General features: G+C 63.0%; 19 protein-coding genes and 1 tRNA gene. 5 read left to right on the forward strand and 15 right to left on the reverse strand.

The annotated features are described in order from the left end of the window. Nucleotides 1-355: 355 nt before the first annotated feature. A complete protein-coding gene (locus tag DV520_RS07620) occupies nt 356-1,132 on the reverse strand; it encodes an enoyl-CoA hydratase/isomerase family protein (protein ID WP_117142335.1) in 777 nt (258 codons plus the stop codon). A 207-nt stretch (nt 1,133-1,339) separates the two neighbouring features. Between DV520_RS07620 and DV520_RS07625 the strand changes: the two genes are divergently transcribed. Continuing rightward, nucleotides 1,340-1,825 carry a hypothetical protein gene (locus tag DV520_RS07625; protein ID WP_021919206.1) on the forward strand — a complete coding sequence of 162 codons (486 nt, stop codon included), beginning with the start codon at nt 1,340-1,342 and terminating at the stop codon, nt 1,823-1,825. 67 nt (nt 1,826-1,892) lie between these two features. Here the strand turns inward: DV520_RS07625 and DV520_RS07630 are convergent. The 6 genes from DV520_RS07630 to DV520_RS07655 all read right to left on the reverse strand — a co-directional run bounded on the left by DV520_RS07630 (nt 1,893) and on the right by DV520_RS07655 (nt 10,310). Then, nucleotides 1,893-1,968 (reverse strand) — tRNA-Gly (locus tag DV520_RS07630). Nucleotides 1,969-2,012: 44 nt separating this feature from the next. Further along, entirely contained in the window at nt 2,013-2,720 is a 708-nt protein-coding gene (locus DV520_RS07635) for a hypothetical protein (protein ID WP_117142336.1), read from the reverse strand. Nucleotides 2,721-3,385: 665 nt separating this feature from the next. Continuing rightward, nucleotides 3,386-5,638, reverse strand: coding sequence for a DNA gyrase/topoisomerase IV subunit A (locus DV520_RS07640; protein ID WP_117142337.1), 2,253 nt, complete (start codon nt 5,636-5,638; stop codon nt 3,386-3,388). A 57-nt stretch (nt 5,639-5,695) separates the two neighbouring features. Next, nucleotides 5,696-5,908: a hypothetical protein gene (locus DV520_RS07645; RefSeq protein ID WP_021919860.1), complete on the reverse strand. Its 213-nt coding sequence runs from the start codon at nt 5,906-5,908 to the stop codon at nt 5,696-5,698. A gap of 37 nt (nt 5,909-5,945) precedes the next feature. Next, a complete protein-coding gene (locus tag DV520_RS07650; protein ID WP_021919859.1) occupies nt 5,946-7,931 on the reverse strand; it encodes a DNA gyrase/topoisomerase IV subunit B in 1,986 nt (661 codons plus the stop codon). Nucleotides 7,932-8,102: 171 nt separating this feature from the next. Beyond that, the gene (locus DV520_RS07655) at nt 8,103-10,310 is read right to left on the reverse strand and encodes an S-layer homology domain-containing protein (protein ID WP_117142338.1); all 2,208 of its coding nucleotides are present in this window, start codon (nt 10,308-10,310) and stop codon (nt 8,103-8,105) included. 244 nt (nt 10,311-10,554) lie between these two features. On the opposite strand from DV520_RS07655, the gene DV520_RS07665 reads away from it, so the two are divergent. The 4 genes from DV520_RS07665 (at nt 10,555) to DV520_RS07680 (ending at nt 13,267) form a co-directional block, all read left to right on the forward strand. Then, nucleotides 10,555-10,767, forward strand: coding sequence for a DUF2508 family protein (locus tag DV520_RS07665; RefSeq protein ID WP_021919318.1), 213 nt, complete (start codon nt 10,555-10,557; stop codon nt 10,765-10,767). Continuing rightward, nucleotides 10,764-11,030, forward strand: a complete 267-nt coding sequence (locus DV520_RS07670; RefSeq protein WP_117142340.1) for a pro-sigmaK processing inhibitor BofA family protein — start codon at nt 10,764-10,766, stop codon at nt 11,028-11,030. The genes DV520_RS07665 and DV520_RS07670 overlap by 4 nt, the downstream gene beginning before the upstream one ends. A gap of 63 nt (nt 11,031-11,093) precedes the next feature. Beyond that, nucleotides 11,094-12,020 carry a putative glycoside hydrolase gene (locus tag DV520_RS07675; RefSeq protein WP_165850065.1) on the forward strand — a complete coding sequence of 309 codons (927 nt, stop codon included), beginning with the start codon at nt 11,094-11,096 and terminating at the stop codon, nt 12,018-12,020. A gap of 143 nt (nt 12,021-12,163) precedes the next feature. Beyond that, the gene (locus DV520_RS07680; RefSeq protein ID WP_117142341.1) at nt 12,164-13,267 is read left to right on the forward strand and encodes an S-layer homology domain-containing protein; all 1,104 of its coding nucleotides are present in this window, start codon (nt 12,164-12,166) and stop codon (nt 13,265-13,267) included. A gap of 706 nt (nt 13,268-13,973) precedes the next feature. Here DV520_RS07680 and DV520_RS07685 read toward each other — a convergent pair. The 8 genes from DV520_RS07685 to mreC form a co-directional block, all read right to left on the reverse strand. After that, a complete protein-coding gene (locus DV520_RS07685) occupies nt 13,974-15,380 on the reverse strand; it encodes an aldehyde dehydrogenase (protein ID WP_021919320.1) in 1,407 nt (468 codons plus the stop codon). Then, nucleotides 15,377-16,564 carry an iron-containing alcohol dehydrogenase gene (locus DV520_RS07690; RefSeq protein WP_021919321.1) on the reverse strand — a complete coding sequence of 396 codons (1,188 nt, stop codon included), beginning with the start codon at nt 16,562-16,564 and terminating at the stop codon, nt 15,377-15,379. Before DV520_RS07690 ends, DV520_RS07685 begins: the two co-directional genes overlap by 4 nt. A gap of 5 nt (nt 16,565-16,569) precedes the next feature. Beyond that, nucleotides 16,570-17,058, reverse strand: coding sequence for an SCP2 sterol-binding domain-containing protein (locus tag DV520_RS07695; protein WP_021919322.1), 489 nt, complete (start codon nt 17,056-17,058; stop codon nt 16,570-16,572). Nucleotides 17,059-17,091: 33 nt separating this feature from the next. Then, the gene (locus tag DV520_RS07700; RefSeq protein ID WP_021919323.1) at nt 17,092-17,451 is read right to left on the reverse strand and encodes a WG repeat-containing protein; all 360 of its coding nucleotides are present in this window, start codon (nt 17,449-17,451) and stop codon (nt 17,092-17,094) included. Between the two features lie 7 nt (nt 17,452-17,458). Further along, the gene (locus DV520_RS07705) at nt 17,459-18,184 is read right to left on the reverse strand and encodes a hypothetical protein (protein ID WP_117142342.1); all 726 of its coding nucleotides are present in this window, start codon (nt 18,182-18,184) and stop codon (nt 17,459-17,461) included. Between the two features lie 388 nt (nt 18,185-18,572). Beyond that, nucleotides 18,573-20,255, reverse strand: coding sequence for a penicillin-binding transpeptidase domain-containing protein (locus tag DV520_RS07710; RefSeq protein ID WP_165850066.1), 1,683 nt, complete (start codon nt 20,253-20,255; stop codon nt 18,573-18,575). Nucleotides 20,256-20,342: 87 nt separating this feature from the next. Next, complete coding sequence (locus tag DV520_RS07715; protein WP_117142344.1) at nt 20,343-20,819, reverse strand: hypothetical protein; 477 nt, start codon at nt 20,817-20,819, stop codon at nt 20,343-20,345. Then, the gene (mreC, locus tag DV520_RS07720) at nt 20,820-21,662 is read right to left on the reverse strand and encodes a rod shape-determining protein MreC (protein WP_165850067.1); all 843 of its coding nucleotides are present in this window, start codon (nt 21,660-21,662) and stop codon (nt 20,820-20,822) included. Nucleotides 21,663-21,708: the final 46 nt, after the last annotated feature.

Raw genomic sequence — 21,708 nt, forward strand, 5'->3', positions numbered from 1 at the left:
GGTAGGCTCCGTGGTGTCCCCGCCGCAGCCGGTCAGGGCCATCACGCCCACCAGCATGGTGGCCGCCATCAGGACAGAGAGAAACTTCTTCATTGGAATAACCTCTTTTCATTTCACTTCTGCTCTCCCCCGCAGGTTTTTTTGCGCCCGCCGGGGGGAGAACGCTTTGCATTATACACAATATTCACAAAAGATGCAAGTCCTTTTTTCAAAAAAGAGCCGGCGGAATCGTATGAAATAAAAAGAACTGGGCAGCACGGAGAAACCGTGCTGCCCAGGTTCGACAAGAGAATATTCATTTCGTATGAATATTGCATACTTCCCCTGTTTTCCCCCACAGGGAAACGGGAACAACTTACTGGAAGTTGGCCTTTCTCTTCTCCAGGAATGCAGCCAGACCCTCGTCGCCATTGGGATGCAGACGGGCAGCGGCCTGGGCCTCAGTCTCCTCCTTCAGCAGGTCCTCCAGGTTGGTCTCGAAGGACTTGTTCAGGATGAGCTTGGAGCTGCTGTAACAGTTCAGGGGGCCCTTGGCGATCTTGTTGGCCAGCTTCATGGCCTCGTCCATCAGCTGCTCCTTGGGATAGACGTGGTTGCACAGGCCCAGCTCCTTCATCTCGGGGGCCTTCACAGCACGCTGGGTCATCATCAGCTCCTTGGCCATGTTCAGGCCGCAGGCCCGGGGCAGCAGCCAGTGACCAGCGCAGTCGGGAATCAGACCCACCGCACCGAAGGCCACCATGAACATAGCGTCGTCAGAGACCAGGGCGATGTCGCCGGCCAGCAGCAGGGAGGTGCCGGCACCGGCGATGGCACCGTGGGCCACAGTGATGGTGGGCTTGACAAAGTTGATCATCTTCTTCATGAAGATGCCAGCCACGTTGTAGAAGTCGAAGACAGCCTCGGGGTTGTCCAGGCCCTTCATCTCGGGGATGTCGCCGCCGGCGCAGAAAGCGCGGCCCTCAGCGTTGACCACCACGCAGCGGACAGTGTCGTCCTTCTCGGCTGCGTCGAAGGCGGTGGTCAGGTCCACGAAGATCTGCTTGCTCATGGCGTTGAGTGCCTTGGTGCGGTTGAGGCTGACGATGCCGACGTTCCCCTCAACGCGATACAGTACGGTTTCCAGTTCCATGGTAAATCGCTCCTTTTTCTATATCAGTTCAAAAATGTGTGGGTGCTCAGGGTTTCCCCATGCGTATACAATAAAATTATAGCACACGGGGCCGGCGTTGAAAAGGAAAATTTCACGGGCGGCCCGGGAATTTTCCCGCCCGGCAGGTCTTCGTATAATTTTGCCCTGGTTTTCCCATACTAAAGGGACAAAAGGGGGGCAACAGAGATGTATACCATGAAAATTCTGGAGCGGGAGCCGGCGCTCTCCCACTTTTTAAGCGCCCACCTGCCGCCCCAGTGGGGGCGGGCCCTGTCCTCCGCCCCGGCGGGGCGGGCCGATCTGGTGGTGGTCTCCCCCGACCTTATCCAGGTCCCATCCGCTCCCACCGCCTGCCGGGCCCTGCTGGCGCCCGGTTCCCTGGCCCATCTGGCGGGAGAACTCTCCGCAGCCTGGGTGGTGAGCTACGGCCTGACCCCCCGGGACACCCTCACCTTCTCCAGCCTGGGGCAGGATACCCTCTGCCTGGCTCTGCAGCGGGAACTGGTCACCCTGTCCGGGGACTGCCTGGAACCCCAGGAATGGCCCCTGCCCCGGCAAAGTCAAGCCTCTCCCCTCTTCCTTCTGGCCTGCGCGGGCCTTCAGCTGCTGCTGGGGGTCCCGCCGGCGGAGGTCCGGCTGGGCCGGGGATCGGGGGCGTCTCTTTCCACATAAGAAAAAAGACATCCGTCTGGATGTCTTTTTTTGCAAAAAAATCGGTGAGCCCAGAATGGACTCACCGTGGAGCGAGTGACGAGGCTCGAACTCGCTACCTCCACCTTGGCAAGGTGGCGCTCTACCAGATGAGCTACACTCGCATCAGCAGGGATTATAATATCATATCCCGGCTGCTCTGTCAACCTTAATTTTTCAAATTTCCCAAAAAATCTTCCACAGTCTGGTGTTCCCGCGCCTGCCAGGTGAGCAGAATCTCCGCCACCCGCTGCTGGCCGCTGTCCGGGTAGAGCTTCACCTCCACCCCCAGAAGGGGGGGCAGGGGGCGGGTCTGGGCCTGGTAGGCCTCCTGGACCGCCTGGCGCAGGGTTTCGGCGCTGTCCTCCTGGGTAAAGTAGCTGATCCGAAAGACCACCTTCTCCGGCTGATCGGGCAGCAGCGCCCGGAGCTCCTGCTCCACGGCGGTGCTACCGGTGACGGAGATCACCTGGCTGAGCTCCTCGGGGTCCACTGCGTAGGCCAGTTTGACCTCCACCTGGTAATAGGAGGGCGTCTGCTTCACATCGTACTTGATATAGTCCACCGCGTAAGCTCCCAAGGGGTCCTCCTGGGTGACCTCCAGGCAGGCCTGATCCACGTCGCTGGCGGCGGTGCCGGTGACGCTGCCGTACTGGTAGAGACGCACGGTCCCCGTCTCCTCCCCCTGCTCCACCAGGTACAGCAGGGCGCTGACCAGGCCCTGGTAGGTCTCCGCCCGGAGGATGGCGTCGTTTTTTGACTCGTCGGAAAACTGGGTGTGGGGGGTGACGGCGGTGTAGCTGCGCTCTAACAGGGAACCGCAGCCTGTCAGGAGGCTGAGGGCCAGAAGCAGCGGGAGAAGGGTGTACTTTTTCATGGCGGCCTCCTTTCTGGGGGTACCGTTTCCAACGGTGGGGTATGGTGGGGTTCCCTGCGTCGTTGGAACGGGCGGGAACGGGGGCCTCCCAGGCGGGGAGCGTTGCGGGTTTTCTCCTTACGCCGTTGGAACGGCAGGGAACCTTGGCTTGCCCAGCCGGGGCCCCATTTCTTGGGAAGAAATGGGGGAAAGAACCCCAGAGGGAAGAGGTTCTTCCCTCTGGACTCCCTTCTCTGGTGGGATTATGTGGGGGAAGGCCGTACTTCTTACAGGATACCCGGCCTGCGGCCCTCACAGCGAAAGGTCCGTAACGGCCCGCCCACCGGCTGGGCGGGCTGGGGATGTGAGAGGGTACCCTTTGGGAAAAAGGCAGAGAGTAACCGTTCGGGTTCCCGCTTTCTCCTCCCGTCAATAAACCACTTCTCCCGCCCGCCCGAGCTGGTGGGCGGGCCATGAGGCGTTGGTCTTGGAGGCCGCAGGCCAGGCCCCTACCTGACGGAACCACCTTCCCCCGGTCCTCCCACCAGAGAATGGGGTTCCAAGGGGAAGGAACCTCCTTCCCCTTGGTGTTCTTTCCCCTATTTCTTCAAAGAAATAGGGCCCCGCCCGGGAGGGCTCCGTTCCCGCCCGTTCCAACGGCGATGAAGGCGATGAAAAAGCCCCCCTCAAATCTCCAACGTCATCTGCCGGTCCCCCTGATCCTCCGCCTTCAGCAGCGCCCCGGCGGCAGGCAGACTGCGGGCCCGGTAGCGGGACTGGTTCACCAAGCTGGTCTGTCCCAGCGGGGCGGCGTGGTCCACCTGGTAGGATTTCTTCAGGGTCATCACCTGGACCCCCTGGGTGGACCGGGTGGTTTTCACCGGAATGCCGTCGGTCTGGAAGAGGAGAGCCCGGCCCTCGGTGGAGTAGAGGACCACGTCCTCCTCCTGCCCCGCCGGAAGGGCCAGCACGTCCTTTAAGGGGCTCTTGTCAGAGTAGGCCCCCGTGAGCTTCTTCCGGCGGGTCACCGTCTGGTAGCTGGCCAGGGGTACCCGGGCCACCTTACCGTTGGCAAAGAAGAACAGGAGCTGCCCGGTATAGTCCCCGGCCAGGCCGGCCCAGAGGATGGTCTCCCCCTCCTCCATCTCCAGCTTGGCGGGGAGATAGTCCCCCAGGACGCTGGCCTTGCTGTCGTCAAAGGCATGGGCGAAGGCCTTGTAGCACTGCTGCCGGTTGGTGAAAAAGAGAAGCTCCGCAGCGCTGGTGGTCTCCCAGTGGAAGGCCGGGCCGTCCCCCTCCTTGTATTTCTGCTCCCCCGACATCCGCAGGGACTGGGGGGTGATCTTTTTGAAGTATCCCTCCCGGGACAGGAACAGGTGGACCGGGTAGGAGGGCACGTCCTCCTCCTCCGGCACCTCCTCCGCCAGCTGATCCTGGAGGAGAATCTCCGTGCGGCGGTCCTGCCCGTGGGCTTTCTTCACCGCCTCCAGCTGCCGGATGATCTCCTTCTGAATCCGGGTGGGCTTGGCGATGAGGTCGGCCAGGTCAGCGATGTCCTTTTCCAGCTGCTCGGTCTCGGCGGTGCGCTTTAGGATATACTCCTTGTTGATGTTGCGCAGGCGGATGTCCGCCACATACTCCGCCTGGACCTTGTCCAGCTGGAAGCCCTCCATCAGGTTGGGCACCACCATGGCGTCCTTTTCCGTACCCCGGATGATGGCGATGGCCTTGTCAATGTCCAGGAGAATGGCCCCCAGACCCCGGAGGAGGTGGAGCTTCTCCTCCTTCTGCCTCAGGGTGAACTGGGCCGACCGCCGGACGCAGTCAGACCGCCAGGCGGTCCACCGGTCCAGAATCTCCCCCACCCCCATGACCTTGGGCATGCCGTCCACCAAAATGTTGAAGTTACAGGCGAAGGAGTCCTGGAGGGGGGTGGTGCGGAAGAGCTTCTGCATGAGCTTGTCCGGGTCGGTGCCCCGCTTCAGGTCAATGGCCAGCTTCAGACCCGACAGGTCGGTCTCATCCCGCATGTCGGCCACCTCCCGGACCTTGCCCAGCTTGATGAGCTCGGCCACCTTGTCCAGGATGGCCTCGGCGGTGGTGGTGTAGGGAATCTCATAAATTTCAATGAGGTTTTCACTCTTCACATACCGCCATTTGGCCCGGACCTTAAAGGAGCCCCGGCCGGTGCGGTAGATGTTCTCCATCTCCTTCCGGTCGTAGAGCAGCTGTCCCCCGGTGGGAAAGTCCGGGGCCCGGAGAGTGTCCAGCAGGTCGGCCTCGGGGTGCCTGATCCGGGCGATGGCGGCCTCACAGACCTCGGTGAGGTTGAACCCGCAGAGGTTGGAGGCCATGCCCACGGCAATGCCCATGTTGGCCGAGACCAGAATATTGGGAAAGGTGGTGGGCAGCAGCACCGGCTCGGTGAGGGTGCCGTCGTAGTTGGGCACAAAGTCCACCACGTCCTTGTCAATGTCCCGGAAGAGCTCCTCACAGATCCCGTCCAGCTTGACCTCGGTGTACCGGGAGGCGGCGTAGGCCATGTCCCGGGAGTAGACCTTGCCGAAGTTGCCCTTGGAGTCCACCGGCGGGTGGAGCAAAGCCCCATACCCCCGGGAGAGACGGACCATGGTCTCGTAAATGGCACCGTCCCCGTGGGGGTTGAGCTTCATGGTGGCCCCCACCACGTTGGCCGACTTGGTGCGGCCCCCGGTGAGCAGCTTCATCTGGTACATGGTGTACAGCAGCTTCCGGTGGGAGGGCTTAAACCCGTCAATCTCCGGAATGGCCCGGGAGATGATGACGCTCATGGCGTAGGGCATATAGTTGATTTCCAGGGTGTCGGTGATGGGCTGCTCCAGCACCTCGGCGTGCAGCCCCATCACCCCCTCGGGATTGACCCGTTTCTTACCCTGGTCAGATGATTTTTTTCTTGCCATATTCCTGTTGTTCCTCTGTTGTAGATTCCCCCTGGGGGGGCACACCAGCGGGCCCGCTTACAGGGGGCCGTGGCACTTGGGGCACTGGTTGGCGTTGGCGGGCAGGAAGAACAGAATCTTCCCGCAGTGGGGGCACCGGCCCCCCAGGGCGATGAGCAGCAGGCCCAGCGCCGCCATGGCCAGCCCCACCCAGAGCTTTGTGAGAATGATAAAGACACAGCCGCAGCCGATGATGGTCCAGCCTGTTTTTCTTGCTTGCCTGTGGTCCATACGCCAGTCTCCTTTCTATCCTGGGGCGGCCCGGCGGTCAGGAAATGTCCGCCAGGTCCAAATATTTATAGCCGTTTTCCGCAATGTGCTCCTTCCGCCCCTGGGCATTCTCCCCCAGCAGCAGGTCAAAGACCTGGGCGGTGGCCTCCGCCTCGGCGGGCATCACCCGGATCAGGCGGCGGGTGTCGGGGTTCATGGTGGTCATCCACATCATCTCCGGGTCGTTCTCGCCCAGGCCCTTGGAGCGCTGGATGACGGGCTTTTTCCCGTCGAGCTGGGTGAGAATCTCCGCCTTTTCCTTCTCGGAATAGGCAAACCAGGTTTTTCCCCCGGCGTTGATCTCATACAGGGGGGACTCGGCGATGTAGACATACCCCTCCTGGATCAGGGTGGGGGTCAGCCGCCAGAGCATGGTGAGGATGAGGGTACGGATCTGATAGCCGTCCACGTCGGCGTCGGTGCAGATGACAATTTTATTCCAGCGAAGGTTGGCCAGGTTGAACAGGGACAGGTCCTTGTTGTGCTTGTCATTGACCTCCACCCCGCAGCCCATGACCTTGAGCAGGTCGGTGATGATTTCACTCTTAAAAATCTTGCCGTAGTCGGCCTTCAGGCAGTTGAGGATCTTGCCCCGGACGGGCATGATCCCCTGAAACTCCGCGTCCCGGCCCAGCTTCACCGAGCCCAGGGCGGAGTCCCCCTCCACGATATACAGCTCCCGGCGGGCCACCTCCTTGGTCCGGCAGTCCACGAACTTCTGCACCCGGTTGGCGATGTCCACCGAGCCGGCCAGGCTCTTGCTCTTGATGCTCAGCCGGGCCTTCTCCCCGGCCTCCCGGCTGCGCTTGCTCACCAGGATCTGCCGGGCGGCCTCCTCCACCGCCTGGGGATTCTCCAGCAGGAAGATCTGCAGCTTTTCCCGCAAAAACTCCGTCATGCCCTCCTGGATAAAGCGGTTGTTCACCGCCTTTTTCGTCTGGTTCTCGTAGGAGGTCTGGGTGGAGAAGTTGTTGGAGACAAAGATCAGGGTCTCCTGGACGTCGGGCCAGGTGATCTTGGCCTCGTTCTTGTTGTACTTGTTGTTCTGCTTCAGCCACCCGTCCATGGCGGAGAGGAAGGCCGAGCGCATGGCCTTCTCCGGGGCGCCCCCGTGCTCCAGCCAGGAGGAGTTGTGATAGTGCTCAATGATATGATGGGCCGGGCAGAAGCAGAAGGCGCAGGAGAGCTTTACCTTGTAGTCCGGCTTGTCCGGCCGGTCCCGTCCGGTGCGCTCCCCGGTCCAGAATTGGATGGGGGTGTGGGGGGCCTGGCCGGCCAGCTCGGCCACATAGTCGGCAATGCCGTTTTCGTAGGTGAAGAGGGTCTCCTCAAAGCCCCGCTCCCCCTGGTTCCTAAAGCGGAAGACCACCCCCGCGTTCACCACCGCCTGGCGGTGGAGGATGTCGGTGAAGTAGTCTGTGGGGATGTCCGTCTGGGTGAAGACCTCCAGGTCGGGCAGCCAGGTGATGGTGGTGCCCGTCTTCTTCCGGTCGGCGGGGGAGACCTTCATCTCTCCCACCAGGCTTCCCTTTTCAAAATGCAGGTCATACCGCTTGCCGTCCCGGCGGACCACCACGTCCATAAACCGGGAGGCATACTGGGTGGCGCAGGCGCCCAGGCCATTCAGGCCCAGGGAGTATTCATAGTTGTCCCCGGCGGCGTTGTCATACTTGCCCCCGGCGTAGAGCTCACAGAACACCAGCTCCCAGTTGTATTTTCCCACCTTTTCGTTCCAGTCCACAGGGCAGCCCCGGCCAAAGTCCTCCACCTGAATCCGGCCGTCCCGGAACCGGGTGAGGATGATCTCCTTGCCGTAGCCCTCCCGGGCCTCGTCGATGGCGTTGGAGAGGATCTCGAACACCGCGTGCTCGCAGCCCTCCAGCCCGTCCGAGCCGAAAATCACCCCGGGCCGCTTCCGCACCCGGTCGGCCCCCTCCAGCATGGAGATGGATTCGTTGCCATATTCCCGTTTGCTCTTTGCCATGGAAGTTCTCCTTGTCCTATGAAAATGGGCCCATGGGCCCAAGCTCGTCATATAATACCCTTTATCTTAATCCATTTTTCCGCGGTATGTCAAGGGGAATCCTGGCAGGCCCCGGGGGCAGAAAAGCAGCCAGCCTCCTGGGAGGCTGGCTGGGATAAAAGGGCAGAGGGATCAGTCGGTCAGGTACCGGTGGAGCATCACCGCGACCTGAGCCCGGGTGGTGGTGGACTTGGGGGAGAGGGTGGTGCCGGTGGTACCGGTGATGATGCCGTGCTCCACCGCCCAGGTCATGGGGGTCACCGCGTAGGAACCCACCTTGTCCTTATCGGTGTAGGCATTCAGGTTGCCTGACACGGCCACATTGTCCCCCATGGTGTCCGCGTAGCGGTAGAGGATGGTGGCCAGCTGCTCCCGGGTCACATAGGCGTTGGGGCTGAAGGTGGTGTCCGAGGTGCCGTTGACCACCCCCATCACATTGCCCCAGACCACCGCGTTGTAGTAATAGGCGCCCACGTCCAGGTCCTCAAAGTTGGTGGTGACCGTCACCTCGGGGCTGCCCGCTGCCCGGTACAGAACCGTCACCAGCTGGGCCCGGGTCATGGGGGAGTTGGGGGCGAACTTGGTCTCCTCCACCCCGCTGACCAGTCCGAAGTGGTAGGCAAAGTCCACCGCGTCGGCCGCCCAGAGGCCCACCGTGGTCTCCGTGACATCGGTAAACTGCTCCGAGTGGGTCTTGCTGGTGACATAGAAGGAGAGGGTATCCTCCACCTGCTTGCCCGACTGGGTGATCAGCGTCACGGGAAGGGTCACCCGGCCGGAGAAACCGGCGTTCGGGAGGTAGCTCAGGGTGGAGACATGGTACTCGCCGTTGCTGGCGGCGTTGGTGTAGTAGCGGGCGCCCTCCTCGGCCACCCCGCTGCCATGGGCCAGGTCCCGCAGCAGCTGGCCGGCGGAGGGCTTGCCAAAGAGCACCGCGGCCACCGGGTCGGCGTCCCCGCTGTGGAAGAAGTCCGAGCCGGTGAAGGTATAGCCGGTGCAGTCACATGGGATATCCTCCCCGTCAGGGGGCTCCACGGCCTGTCCGCTGACCACCACTTCCAGCCGGCCGTAGTAGACCTGGTCCCCATAGGCCAGGAAGTTGATCCCATAGGTCCCCGCCTGGAGGGGGGTGAAGGACACGTCGGCCAGGTGATTCCCGTCGGCCTCCCGGCTGAGATAGTACTCCACCTCTCCCCTGGCCGACAGGGTGCCTACGGCAGCGCCGGTGACGGAGTTCATGTCAAAGACCACATGGGTCAGGCCGGGGATGGCGGGGGTCAGCAGAGAGTCCCCATCCCCCTGGAGCAGCTGATCCAGGATAGACTGCTTGCCCTCCAGATCCATGAGCTTGTCCAGGGTGACGCTCCCCTTCGTCAGCGCGTGGGCCGCCCCCACGGTGGTACCGGGGTAGACCTTGACGCCATAGCGGCAGCTGCCGGTGAGCACCTGGGTGCTGTCGGTCTTGCTGGTGGCGGTGACGGTACAGGTCACCGTCAGGTCCGACAGGGTCACAGGCTGGATCAGCTGGGTGTCCTGGGTGCCCAGCTCCTTCTGGGCGCTGTCGGTCCAGCGGTAGGAGAGGGTGTAGGCGTCGGTGACATCGGTGGCGCCGCTGCGGATGGTGACCACCGGGGCCTTCAGCACCGTATCCACGTACTGGCCGCCGCTGGTGGTCACGGTGGTGGCGGACAGGGAGAGGACATCATCGGCAGAGGACGCCCCCTGCTTGGTGACGGTGAGCTGATAGGTCTCCATCACCGGCGTGCCGTTCTTGCTGCCCTCCTTGGACAGGGCCACAATCTCCGCTGTGCCCTCGGACACTGCGGTGACCAAGCCCTTCTGGGTGACGGTCGCCACCTTGGGGTTGTCGGTGGTCCAGGTGACGGTCTGGTCCCCCTGGGTGCCGTGGGCATAGACCACCTCCGCCTCCAGCTGGCGGGTTTTGCCCACAGGGAGGGTCTCCGGACCGGCGGGGGTGATGGTGACATCGGTGACATAGTCATCCTCCACGGTGACGTTGCACACCGCCAGGTAGCCGCCCACGGAGGCGGTGATGGCGGTGGTGCCCTTCTTTTTCGCCGTAATGGTCACGTTCCCCTTTTTATGATCTTGGTCAGAGAGGGTGGCCACGCTGGTGTCGCTGGATTTCCAGGTGATCCGCTGGTCCTGATACTCGCTGGAGCGGGTGGCGTGGAGGACAACGCTCTGCTTGGGAGACAGGGAGAGCTTTGTCTGATCCAGCGTCACCGGTTCGTCAGCGGCCAAAGCGGGCACAGCCAGACTCACCGCCAGCACCAGAGCCAGCAGGAGGGAGAGGGATCGGTTCAGGGTCTTTTTCATGGCATCCACCTCATCTGAAGGATCGAAAGTAAGCCTTGGCCCCCGGAAACGAAGGCCAAGGGAAAGAACAGGTCCATTATAGCATATCCTGCCGTTTCGGGAAGGGCTTTTTGCAAGATTTCCGACTTTTTCTGGTTTTTTGTCGCCTGGTCCAAAAATTCCCCCGCATAATCCCCGGCATATCCGCGCAGGCTATCCATATACTGAAATCACAGGGAGACCCTGTCTCCCAAGGAGGGATTGTATGGCGAAATCCTCGCCCCCCACCCAGGCCCAGTCTCTGCGCCGGCACCTGGAAGAGACCAGCCGGGACCTGGCCGCCGCCCAAGCGGGCTTTGACCAGACGGCGGACCGGGACCTCTTGGAGTACTATCTCTATGAGATCAGCGCCCTGCGGGCCAAGCACACCTATCTGCTGCGGCAGATGAAATCCTTGGAAACGGAGGCCACATCATGAATCTCTTTGCCGAGGGCGGCCCCTGGCTGACCATCCTGTTTTTCAGCGTCCTGTTCCTGGTGATCTTCCGACGGCCCCTGGGCTGGCTGCTGAAGCTCCTGGCCCGCTCCGCCCTGGGTCTGGGGTTTCTGGCCCTGTGGTCCCAGAGCGGCCTGGCCGCCGGTCTGGCCCTGGGGGTCAATGCCTTCAACGCCCTCACCCTGGGCCTGCTGGGGCTGCCAGGGCTGGGGCTGCTCTTTCTTTTCCGGTGGGTGGGTACATAATGCCCGGCGGCCCCGCCCAAGTCCCCCGTCCCGCCAAATCTCCCCAGAGAAAGGTGATCCTCCATGCGCCACAGCTCCTATCACACCCCCTCCCTCCCGTCCCGGATCGGCCGGGTTCTGCTGGTTCTCCTGTGTTCCGCCGGGGTGCTCTCCGGCGGTTTTCTCCTGCTGTGCGGCCTGGGGGTCCTCTCCCCCGCCGCCATCTCTCAGCAGGTGTCCGCCTGGCTGCATCCGCCGGCGGCCTCCACCCCCGCCTCGGCCCCCGCGGAGGACCTCTCCCTGCCGGAGGAAAACGACCCCTTCCAGGGGGTTTTCCTTTCCCTGGACCAGCTGGCCGATGCCCAGACCCTGGCCGACGGCTATGACGGGGTCATTCTCCCCATGAAAACCGCCGACGGCGCCCTGGGCTATGTCTCCGCCCTCCCCCTGGCCGCCGATGCCGGGGCCTCCTCCGGGGACCCGGACCGAAACGAAGTCCTCCGCGCCCTGAACGACACCCCCGGCCTGTACACCGTGGCCCAGGTCTCCTGCCTTCGGGACAGTGCTCTGGTCCGGGAGGAACCCGGTCTCTCCCTGCACCGGGTCAGCGGCTCCCCCTGGCTGGACGAAAGCCGCCAGGGCTGGCTGGACCCCGCCCAGCCCCAGGTCCAATCCTACCTCATCGGCCTGTGCCGGGAGCTGGCCCAGCTGGGCTTTGACGAGATCCTGCTCACCGACTGCGGTTTCCCCACCCAGGGAGACCTGGACTCCCTCCGCGCCGTGGAAGAGAAGGAGGAAACCCTGGAGACCTTCTGCCGCCAGCTCCAGGGCGCCCTGGCTGACACGCCTGTCACCCTGTCGGTGATGGGACAGCGGGACAGCGTCACCGCCGATCCCGTCAGCGGCCAGACCACCGCCCTGCTGGCCACCTTCGGCCGGGTGTGGACCCAGGCCGAGGACCAGGAGGCCCTGGCGGCGTTTGACCCGGTGGTGCTGCCGGCAGTCTCATAAAGATGCGTCCTTTTTGCAATAAGCGCCTGCCCAGTTTTGGGGAGGCGCTTATAACTTGTCCAATTTAATTGACAATAGTTAGAGCATTTTTATATACTGTTTATAGTGCCAATAGTGCCAAACAAACTGAAAAGGAGGCTCCCATGAAAAAACAACTCTGCACACTCTGCCTGGCTCTGCTGCTTCTGATCCCTGGCGCCGGTACATTCTGCTCCGCGGCCGAGGCGGAGCGGACATATACCTGCTCTGACTGGGCGGAAACGGATGTCTTTTCCGCCCTGTACTATGGATTGGCCCGGGCACCCTACGGCGGGGATTACCGCCAGCCCATTCAGCGGCAGGCCTTTGGGGAGAACGCCGCCGCCCTGGTGGCCCGGACATACGGTACGGACCTGGACCTCTACCTCAATGTAACCAGCTTCCGGCTCCAGAAAGCCTCCGGCTGGGGGACCGTAGGACTGTACGACCCCGTGCTGGCGGTGGCCAAAGAGCTGGGGATTCTGCAGGGCCGGGAAGACGGCAGCTTAGACGGTGCCACCCTCATAACACGTCAGGAAGCTGCCGTGATTTTGGCCCGCACCTATCGGGCCTGCATGGGAAAGGTGTCCGATGCCCTGTCCCCTCTGTCCTACGACGACAGCGCGCAGATTGCATCCTGGGCCCAAGAGGACGTTCAGCTAATGACCCAGCTGGGAATCCTGCAGGGGGTTGGGGACAACCGCTTTCATCCCCAGGGCAGCTACACCGTCGAACAGTGTTTTTCCTCCCTGGTCCGTTTGCTGCAGAAGATCACACCCTATCCAGGGCCCAGCCCCTTTGCCATGACGCAGGAAGAAGCTGTCATCGGCGGTTTCTGCGGAAGCCGGGAGATGGTTGCCTATGCGGACACTGAAAACACAGCGCAGGTAACGGCAGCAGCTTGGGCCGCTGGAAAGGGTACCCTGTCAGGTGCAAAATATTACATCTCTGTCTTTGACCAAGACCTGAAACGAACAGATTATCGGGAAGTGATCAAAGGCAGTTCAGACGGGCGGTACGGCGTACATGACGCCCATTTGGAGAACCTGTCCCTCTCTCCCGACGGAAGTCAGGTCTTTTACCAGGCCAAGGTAGAACAGGATGTCTACGATTTTGACAGCAACGGCAACCAAGGGGACTTGCTGTTCTCACAAGGGCTGTACTCGGTCACCTTGGATCTGGCCACAGGAGAACAGACCTATACCCGGGCAGAGCTGCCCAGTGCTTGACTTTTCCTATTTCGCGAACGGCCTGCCGCAGGATGTGCGGCAGGCCGTTTGTTGTCGGGGGCTGGCAGGGTCCGGCCCTTGGTTTCGGGGGAGGGAGCCATTGGGGTGTTTGCCCGGCGCCGTTGGAACGGCGGGGAACGGAGCCCTCCCGGGCGGGGCCCTATTTCTTTGAAGAAATAGGGGAAAGAACACCAAGGGGAAGGAGGTTCCTTCCCCTTGGAACCCCATTCTCTGGTGGGAGGACCGGGGGAAGGTGGTTCCGTCAGGTAGGGGCCTGGCCTGCGGCCTCCAAGACCAACGCCTCATGGCCCGCCCACCAGCTCGGGCGGGCGGGAGAGGTGGTTCGTTGACGGGAGGAAAAAGTGGGAAACGGAATGGTTTTTCTCCTCCTTTTCTCAAAGGGTACCTTCCCACGTCCCCAGCCCGCCCAGCCGGTGGGCGGGCCGTTACGGACCTTTCACTGTGAGGGCCGCAGGCCAGGTATCCCGTAAGAGGTACAGCCTCCCCCCACACAACCCCACCAGAGAAGGGAGTCCAGAGGGAAGAACCTCTTCCCTCTGGGGTTTTTTCCCCCATTTCTTCCCAAGAAATGGGGCCCCGGCTGGGCAAGCCACCGTTCCCGCCCGTTCCAACGGCGTGGGGATAAAACCCAAAACACCCGCCCGAGAGAGTCCAACCCTCCCGGACGGGTGCCAACCCAGCAAGGTCAGTGGATAAACATCCGAATGAGCTTGCCGTTAAACTTCTTATAGGGGTGATACCGCATGGGCAGATCCAGCCAGGTGGCCTTGTCCACGATGGCCCGGTAGTGGGAGAAGGTGTCGAAGCTCCGCTTGCCGTGGTAGCTTCCCATGCCGCTCTGCCCCACGCCGCCGAAGCCCATGTGGTGGGTGGCCAGGTGGATGATGGTGTCGTTGATGCACCCGCCCCCGAAGGAACAGCTGCGCAGAATCCGCTCCTTAATCCGCTGGCTCCGGGTGAAGAGATAGAGGGCCAGGGGCTTTTCCCGGCGGTTGATGAAGTGGATGGCCTGGTCCAGACCGTCATAGGGGATGATGGGCAGAATGGGCCCGAAAATCTCCTCCCCCATGGGCTTGGAAGTCCCGTCCAGGGTATCCGCCACCAAGGTGGGGGCAATCCATCCGCTGTCCGAGTCGGGGTCGTCCCGGTGGCCGCCGCCGTACAGGATCTCCTCCCCCTCCAGTAGGCCCTGGAGACGGTTATAGTGCTTGCGGTTGATGATCCGCACAAAGTGGTCGTTGGCCAGAGGGTCCTGGCCCAGCATCCGCTGGAACTGCTTTTTCAGCTCCTCCACCAGTTCGTCCCGGACCTTTCGGTCCACCAGGCAGTAGTCCGGGGCCACACAGGTCTGGCCAGCGTTGAGGAGTTTGCCGAACGCCAGGCGCTTGGCGGTGAGAGGGATGTTGGCGGTGCGATCCACAATAACCGGGCTCTTCCCCCCCAGCTCCAGGGTCACCGGGGTCAGGTGGCGGCTGGCCTTCTCCATGACCATTTTGCCCACATCCACGCTGCCGGTGAAGAAAATGTAGTCAAACCGCTGCTCCAGCAGGGCGGCGTTCTGTTCCCGGCCGCCCTCGATGACAGTCACCCAGTCGGGGTTAAAGACAGCGGCGATGAGCTCGGCCATGGCCCGGCTGGTGTTGGGGGCGTAGGCGCTGGGCTTGAGAACCACGCAGTTGCCCGCGGCCACCGCGCCGAAGAGGGGGTCCAGGCTCAGCAGATAGGGATAGTTCCAGGGGGACATCACCAGCACCACCCCATAGGGCTCGGCCAGCTCATAGCTTTTGGATTTGAACTGGGCCAGGGGGGTGGGACGCCGGCGGGGGCGGGACCACTCGGCCACATGCCGGGCCAGGTAGCCCAGCTCGTCCAGGTTCAGTCCCAGCTCACACATATACCCCTCAAAGTGGGACTTGTGCAGGTCGGCCTGGAGGGCGTCCAACAAAATCTGCTCCCGGGCCTGAATCTCTTTTTTCAGCCGCTTCAGGGCGGCCACCCGGACCGCCACCGGACGGGTGGCGCCGGTCTGGAAGAAGGCCCGCTGCCGGGCCACGGTCTCCTCAATCTTGGCAACGTGGGTGGCGTTACTCATGCCCACACCTCCTTAAGAATTCCCAGGATCTCGTCGTAGTCTGCCTCGGCGGGGTTCACAATAATGGCCCCGTCGTTCAGCGCCGTGCGGGCCACGGCTTCGAAGTCCTCCTGCTTCACCCGCCCGGTCTGGGACAGGGTGGTGGGCAGGCCGGTGGCGTCAGCCAGCTCCTGGCGCAGGGCTTTCAGGGTGTCGATGGTCTTTTGAGCCCGCTGGGCCGCCGGGGTGGCGGCGTAGACCTCGGGGCCGGCCACGTGGAGCAGCAGCTCCCCATATCTCTCCCGGCATTTGTCCAGGTTGTACTGCATCACCGCCGGCAGCAGAATGGTCATGGCGTCCCCATGGGCCACATGGCACACCCCGCCCAGGGCGTGGCCGATGGCGTGGACCAGACCCACCATGGAGTTGGAAAAGGCCGCCCCGGCCAGCAGGCTGCCGTTGGCCATGGCCATGCGGGCCCGCCGGTCCCTGCCGTTTTTCACCGCCCGGGGCAGGCTCTGGGTGATCTGGCGGATAGCCCGCTCGGCAAAGGAGTCGCTCACCGGGTTGCGCTGGAGACAGGTGGCCGCCTCAATGGCGTGGACCAGGGCGTCAAAGCCCGTGGAGGCGGTGATCCGGGGGGGCAGGGTCTCGGTCATCCGGGGGTCCAGCACCGCCACGTCGGGGAGCAGATGATAGCTGAGAAACTCCATTTTCACCTGGAGCGCCGGGTTGGCCACCACGGCCACCAAGGTGGCCTCGCTGCCGGTGCCCGCGGTGGTGGGCACCGCCACAAAGGGGACATGGGCCCCCCGGGGGAGGACCTCGCAGCCGGCGGAATCCAGCAGGTCGCTGCCCGCCTGGGCCAGGACCATCCCCACCCCTTTGGCGGTGTCAATCACCGATCCGCCCCCCACGGCGATGAGGCTGTCGCACTGGGCCTGGCGGTAGAGGCCGGCGATCTGGTTGACCACCTGGATGGAGGAGTCCGGGGGAATCCGGCAGAAGGTCTCCGCCGCCGCCATCCCCCCCTGGCGGAGGGCGGCCTGCACAATCTTTACCGTCCCCACCTGCTCCAGGCCCTGGTCGCTGAGCAGGAGGGGGCGGTGGGCCCCCAGGCTGTCCAGCTCGTGGGGGATGTGCTCCAGGGCCCCGTCCCCGGAGAGAATTTTGGCGGGCAGTTTGAACTCATAGTAGGCGGACATTCACATTACCTCCCAAACAGCACCGCCAGGTAGACCCGGGCGGTGGATATTTCCTTTTTTGGTCGTCGCTTCAGGATTCGCCTGGCCAGAACCGCGGGGAAAAGATACCCCTCCGCAATGTCCACACATCGCACAAAGGGCATGGCCAGGCCCATGTTTCCCCGCAGGGTAAATCGGTGCTGGGCGTACGCCTGGGCGATGCCGATCTGCCCGGTGAAGACCCGGAAGGCGTCATCCGGACTCTTAAAGCGAATGGTTACATCCCCGGGGGTGTCCTGGGGGAGCTTCCGGAAGCCCTTCTCCGTGCCGGTGACGGTGAACCCCCTGGCGCCGGGGATCTCCAGCCGCAGGGTCTTCCCCTGGGGCCACCGGCAGGCCTCCTCCTTGACCCGGCTGTCCCGGCAGGACAAAAACTTCAGCGCCCGGAACAGGCAGGTGGAGACCATGCTGCAGGTGGCGCACTGCAGGCACATTTTCACGGACCCATAGGCCATCGTTCCATCCCTCCTCTGGGTGATATTCTCCGTTTAGCATACTCCAAACGGGGTATGATTGCAAGGTTTTCCACGGCGGGAAAGGGCTTTCGGCAAGGCAACATCCCCCTCCGTGCCGGGAAATGGGCCGGAGGGGGATGCCAGTGCAGAAAACTCATTGTTCCGCGCGGTTTCTGTTCTGCAGGAGCAGACCGAGGGCAAGTCCGAGAAAAATCCCGGAAAAGGCCATGTTGACAAGGAGTCATCCTCGACTGGAATGACCACATTTCCTCTCTCGTCGATGAAGCCCCACAGCCCCTCCTTCGATACTTTAATCAAACCGTTTTCCCAGTGCCAGACATCATCATAGGCCATCTGGCAGGGCACTTGTATGGCGGCCTTCCGTAAATTCATCGGCTTCTTACTCCTTTGCCCGGTGGAGCAGCGCCTGCTGATAGCTCCCCATCAAGCCGTAATAGTTGAGCAGATCGGGAAACTGGTTGGATGGATGCCAATAGTCCAAAACGATGGCGGCGTGGCCGTTTATCTGCACCGTGTAAAACAAGTTGCTGTTTTGCTGTTCGGCGTTGGCATACTCCTTGACAGGCGTTTCCATGATGATATTCAGGGCAGAAATTGTATAGCCGCAGACGATGACGGTCGGGTCGATTAGTTCAATCTCACGGCGAAGCTCCCGGCGGTCATATTCCGCATACCGCTGAATTTCCTTATAATCCGAGACTTTCTCCCCACCACTTTTCTTGACGTTGACCACGGCGGCCTGACGCAGATAGGGATTTCCGAAAACGTGGTCCGCGGCTTCATCGGCATAGGGGTATAAGCAGTCTTCCGTGGTCAGCATCAGCCCCCGGGTCCACTGAGAAATTCGTTTCCAAGTGGTATGCCTTCCAATTTTTCCCTCAGTCAAGAGATGGTCCGCTATCAAATCCCAATCGCCATCGCCGTGATACGCCTCTTTCAATAAAAACAGGGGTCGTACCGTTTGGGAAAACCACCGCTCGGGACAGACAACGCCGTCCCGAATAAAGATGCCATGCTGATGGTCCATCCCGTCAAGGGGGTTCTTCTCTTTCCATGTGCGGAACAACATTTCCACTTCCCGCCGGTATGCTTCTGCCCGATCCATGCTATCCCTCCTGCTCCTCTTTTAGACATCTCCCCATAGGACGGATTCCCCAACGCGCAACTTCCAGCCCTTCAACGCCGTGTCGTATTCAACCCATTCTCCCGAAATACGGCGCGCCTCCAGAAATAGGAACTTATCATTCTGTAGCGGCAACAGTATGGTATCGGATACCCTCAATTATATTTTGGTTTTTAGAAAACGCAAGAGCGGTACTGATGAGCAGAGCGTTCTCTTTCTTACTGACAGCCCCCGACCCAAGAGGCGTCCCTTTCCTTGGCAAAGGACCGGGCACAGACAAAGCCCCCGCTGGTGTAAATTCTAACCAGCGGGGGCGCTCTGCGCGGTCGGACCCGTCAACCTGCCTGTTCCCAGGGGCGGGGATTTGGTGTTACTGCACGTACGCCTGGATCACCTGGGCGGCCACGGTGCCCAGGGAGGAGCCGGACCCGCCCTGCTCCACCACCACGGCCAGGGCGATCTCCGGGTCCTCGTAGGGGGCAAAGCACACCAGCACCGCGTTGGAGGTCTCCTCCCCGTCCACTTGGGCCGACCCGGTCTTGGCCCCCACCTGGACCGGGAGGGACTGGAAGGCCGCGGCCAGGGAGCCGGACTGGGTCACCGCCAGCATCCCCTCCTTGATGGCCGCCACATTGCCGGGGGACAGGTTGACCTTGCCCAAGCGTACCTTTTCCCGGGGGGCCTCCCCGGCCACCTTCTGGAGCAGGTGGACCTGCCACCGGTCCCCACCCCCCACCAGAGTGGCCACCATGTGGGCCAGCTGGAGGGGGGTGAAGCGGTTGTTCTCCTGGCCGATGGCCGCGGAGAGGACGCTGCCCTCATACCAGGTGCCCCCCACCGAAGCCGTATACTCCGGGCCGGCCACCACCCCGGCCTGCTCTCCGGCCAGCTCGATGCCGGTCTTTTCCCCCAGGCCCAGGGCCCGGGCATACTGCCCCAGCATGTCAATGCCCACCCGCCGGCCGGCGTCGTAAAAGAAGATGTTGCAGGAGTCGGCAATGGCCTCGGACACCGTCTCCAGGCCATGGGTCTTGCCCTCCTGCCGGTAGAGCCAGCACTGGGGCTGGGGGCTCTTGTAGTAGGTATAGCGGCCGGTGTCTAAAATCTGGGTCTCAGGGGTGAGAAATCCCTCCTCCAAGGCCGCGGCGGCGGTGACCAGCTTAAAAGTGGACCCCGGGGCATAGAGCCCCTGCACCGCCCGGTTCATCAGGGGGTGGGCCTCGTCCTGGGACAGGGCCGCATAGTCGGCGGAGAAGGAGGCCGCGTCATACCCCGGCTGGCTCACCATGGCCAGCACCCCGCCGTCCCGGACATCCAGGGCCACCAGGGCCCCGCCGGTGGCCTGGGGATGGCGGTCCAAGAAGCCGGCCAGGGCCGTCTCCGCCGCGGCCTGGAGGTCCCGGTCCAGGGTCAGGGTCACATCCCGCCCCGCCTGGGGCTGCACCGCGTTGGTCTCCCCGGTGATCCGGCCGTCCTTGTCGGTCTCCAGCACCTTCTGGCCCGGGGTGCCGTGGAGGTAGGACTCAAAGGCCCCCTCCGCCCCGTCCTTGCCCACGGTTTCATCCATGGCGTATCCCCGGTCCTGGTAGACCTCCCACTCCTCAGGGCTCATCTGTCCCACCCGGCCCAGAACGTGGGGGGCCAGGGTGCCGCTGCCCACCCGCTGGACCGCAGGGGTGAAGCTCACCCCTGCCAGCCCCTCCTCCTTCACCCGGGCCAGCAGACGGGGGGTAACCCCGGCAATGGGGCCGGTCCCCTCCCAGGCCACGTCCTCCTCCTGGCAGAGAGTTTTCAAACGGCGGACCACCTGGTCCTCCACGTCCTCCGCCAGAACCGCCGACCAGGTCACCTGATCCTGGGCCAGAATGGTTCCGTTGCGGTCCAGGAGCTTGCCCCGGGCGGCGGGGACGGTTTCCACTTGGGCAATGCTTCGCTGGGATTTGGCATAGTAGGCCGCGCCGCTGGTGACTTGCAGGCCCCAGAGCAGGACAGCAAAGGCCGTGAGGGCAGCGGCAAAAAAAGCGGCGGCGGCGGGAAGGCGGCGGTTGGGCATGGTGGTCCTCCTTTCCAAACAAAGGGCGCCCTCCCGGCCTGTGATCCAGGAGGGGCCTGTCATAAAACAGTGTTTTTCCGGGCCGGCTCACCAGCCCTTCCTCTTCCTGCGGGGATGCCCTTTGAGCCGGGTCAGGAGCACAGCCAGGGGGAAGCAGGCCGCAGACAGGAGGAGCTCCGGCCCGGCAATGCGCAGCCCCGCGAATACAGAGGCCCCGGCCAGGCAGTGCCCCAGCACCAGCAGGACCTCCAGCCCCGCCAGCGCGGCCAGACAGGTGAGCCACTTTCCCCAAAAGGAACTGGCTTTGTGGAAAATGACCCCGGACAGCCCCCCCAATAGGGCCAGCAGGGCCATCTGCCAGGGGGTGGCGCCGGCCAGATAGCAAAGAATTCCCCCAAAAAATCCACATTCCGCCCCCCGGTCCGGGCCCTGCTCCACCCCCACCAGACACACCAGCGGGGGAAGCACCCTGGGCCGAACCCCGGCCACGGGAAACCAGAGCAGGACCAGCACCTCCAGGAGGAAGGCCAGGGCGGTGATGAGGTAGAGACGAAGGCGGCCCATTCAGCGCTCCTCCCAGAAGGCTGTCACCACGAACACCTGGGACAGCGTATTCAGGTCCGCGGCCGGGGTGAGGATGGCCGAGCGGGTGAGGCCGCCGGGGTCCTCCTCCAGGGACATCACCGTGCCCACCACCAGCCCCGAGGGATACACCCCCTGGGCCGCGAAGGTGACCACCTCCTCCCCCAGGGAGACGGGGTCGGCCTCCGTCAGGCAGGCCAGGGCCAGCTCTCCCCGGGACAGCAGGTCCAAGGACCCCTCCAGGGAGCCCAGCACCCCGGACTTGGTCCCCTGGCCGGCCATCTGGAAGCCAGGGTCCCACAGCAGGGTCACATTGGCCCAGCTGGCCCCCACCTCCTTCACCCGGCCCACCAGGGCCCCGTGCTCATCCACCACGCACTGGCCGGCCTGAATCCCCTGGTCGGTTCCCTGGTCCAGGGTGACCTCCCCCTTCCAGTTGTCCGGGGCCCGGGCCACCACCCAGGCGGCGGTGAAGGTGAGGTCCTGCCCGGTCTCCTGGAGCTCCAGCAGGGACCGGAGCCGGGCGTTCTCCTCTGTGGCCAGGTCCCCCGCCCGGGCGGCCCGCCGGAGCTGGGCCACCTCCTGCTCCAGGGCCCTGTTCTCCTCCTGCAGGGCCTGGACCCCCTTGAGATAGTCCCCGCCCTGGCGGAGTTTGTCCGTAACCAGGGAAAAAAAGCGCGAAAAGGGCCGTGACACGGTCTCCCCCACCCCCCGCAGCGGCTCGGTGGTCCCCGTCAGGACCAGTGCCACAGCGGCGGCGATGAGGCTCAGAGACAGAGCCACGGCGATGATTTTTACCCATGTATGCTGCATCCATCGTTTCACGGCAGGTCCTCTCCTGTTCCCGGGCGGGCCGGGACGCCGGAGTCCA

Source organism: Evtepia gabavorous, assembly GCF_003425665.1.
Taxonomy (GTDB): Bacteria; Bacillota; Clostridia; order Oscillospirales; family Oscillospiraceae; genus Evtepia; species Evtepia gabavorous.

Bases quoted from the DNA above. Each gene is read 5' to 3' on its own strand.
- DV520_RS07620 (WP_117142335.1), bottom strand. From the start codon at position 1,132: ATGGAACTGGAAACCGTACTGTATCGCGTTGAGGGGAACGTCGGCATC.
- DV520_RS07625 (WP_021919206.1), top strand. From the start codon at position 1,340: ATGTATACCATGAAAATTCTGGAGCGGGAGCCGGCGCTCTCCCACTTT.
- DV520_RS07635 (WP_117142336.1), bottom strand. From the start codon at position 2,720: ATGAAAAAGTACACCCTTCTCCCGCTGCTTCTGGCCCTCAGCCTCCTG.
- DV520_RS07640 (WP_117142337.1), bottom strand. From the start codon at position 5,638: ATGGCAAGAAAAAAATCATCTGACCAGGGTAAGAAACGGGTCAATCCC.
- DV520_RS07645 (WP_021919860.1), bottom strand. From the start codon at position 5,908: ATGGACCACAGGCAAGCAAGAAAAACAGGCTGGACCATCATCGGCTGC.
- DV520_RS07650 (WP_021919859.1), bottom strand. From the start codon at position 7,931: ATGGCAAAGAGCAAACGGGAATATGGCAACGAATCCATCTCCATGCTG.
- DV520_RS07655 (WP_117142338.1), bottom strand. From the start codon at position 10,310: ATGAAAAAGACCCTGAACCGATCCCTCTCCCTCCTGCTGGCTCTGGTG.
- DV520_RS07665 (WP_021919318.1), top strand. From the start codon at position 10,555: ATGGCGAAATCCTCGCCCCCCACCCAGGCCCAGTCTCTGCGCCGGCAC.
- DV520_RS07670 (WP_117142340.1), top strand. From the start codon at position 10,764: ATGAATCTCTTTGCCGAGGGCGGCCCCTGGCTGACCATCCTGTTTTTC.
- DV520_RS07675 (WP_165850065.1), top strand. From the start codon at position 11,094: ATGCGCCACAGCTCCTATCACACCCCCTCCCTCCCGTCCCGGATCGGC.
- DV520_RS07680 (WP_117142341.1), top strand. From the start codon at position 12,164: ATGAAAAAACAACTCTGCACACTCTGCCTGGCTCTGCTGCTTCTGATC.
- DV520_RS07685 (WP_021919320.1), bottom strand. From the start codon at position 15,380: ATGAGTAACGCCACCCACGTTGCCAAGATTGAGGAGACCGTGGCCCGG.
- DV520_RS07690 (WP_021919321.1), bottom strand. From the start codon at position 16,564: ATGTCCGCCTACTATGAGTTCAAACTGCCCGCCAAAATTCTCTCCGGG.
- DV520_RS07695 (WP_021919322.1), bottom strand. From the start codon at position 17,058: ATGGCCTATGGGTCCGTGAAAATGTGCCTGCAGTGCGCCACCTGCAGC.
- DV520_RS07700 (WP_021919323.1), bottom strand. From the start codon at position 17,451: ATGAATTTACGGAAGGCCGCCATACAAGTGCCCTGCCAGATGGCCTAT.
- DV520_RS07705 (WP_117142342.1), bottom strand. From the start codon at position 18,184: ATGGATCGGGCAGAAGCATACCGGCGGGAAGTGGAAATGTTGTTCCGC.
- DV520_RS07710 (WP_165850066.1), bottom strand. From the start codon at position 20,255: ATGCCCAACCGCCGCCTTCCCGCCGCCGCCGCTTTTTTTGCCGCTGCC.
- DV520_RS07715 (WP_117142344.1), bottom strand. From the start codon at position 20,819: ATGGGCCGCCTTCGTCTCTACCTCATCACCGCCCTGGCCTTCCTCCTG.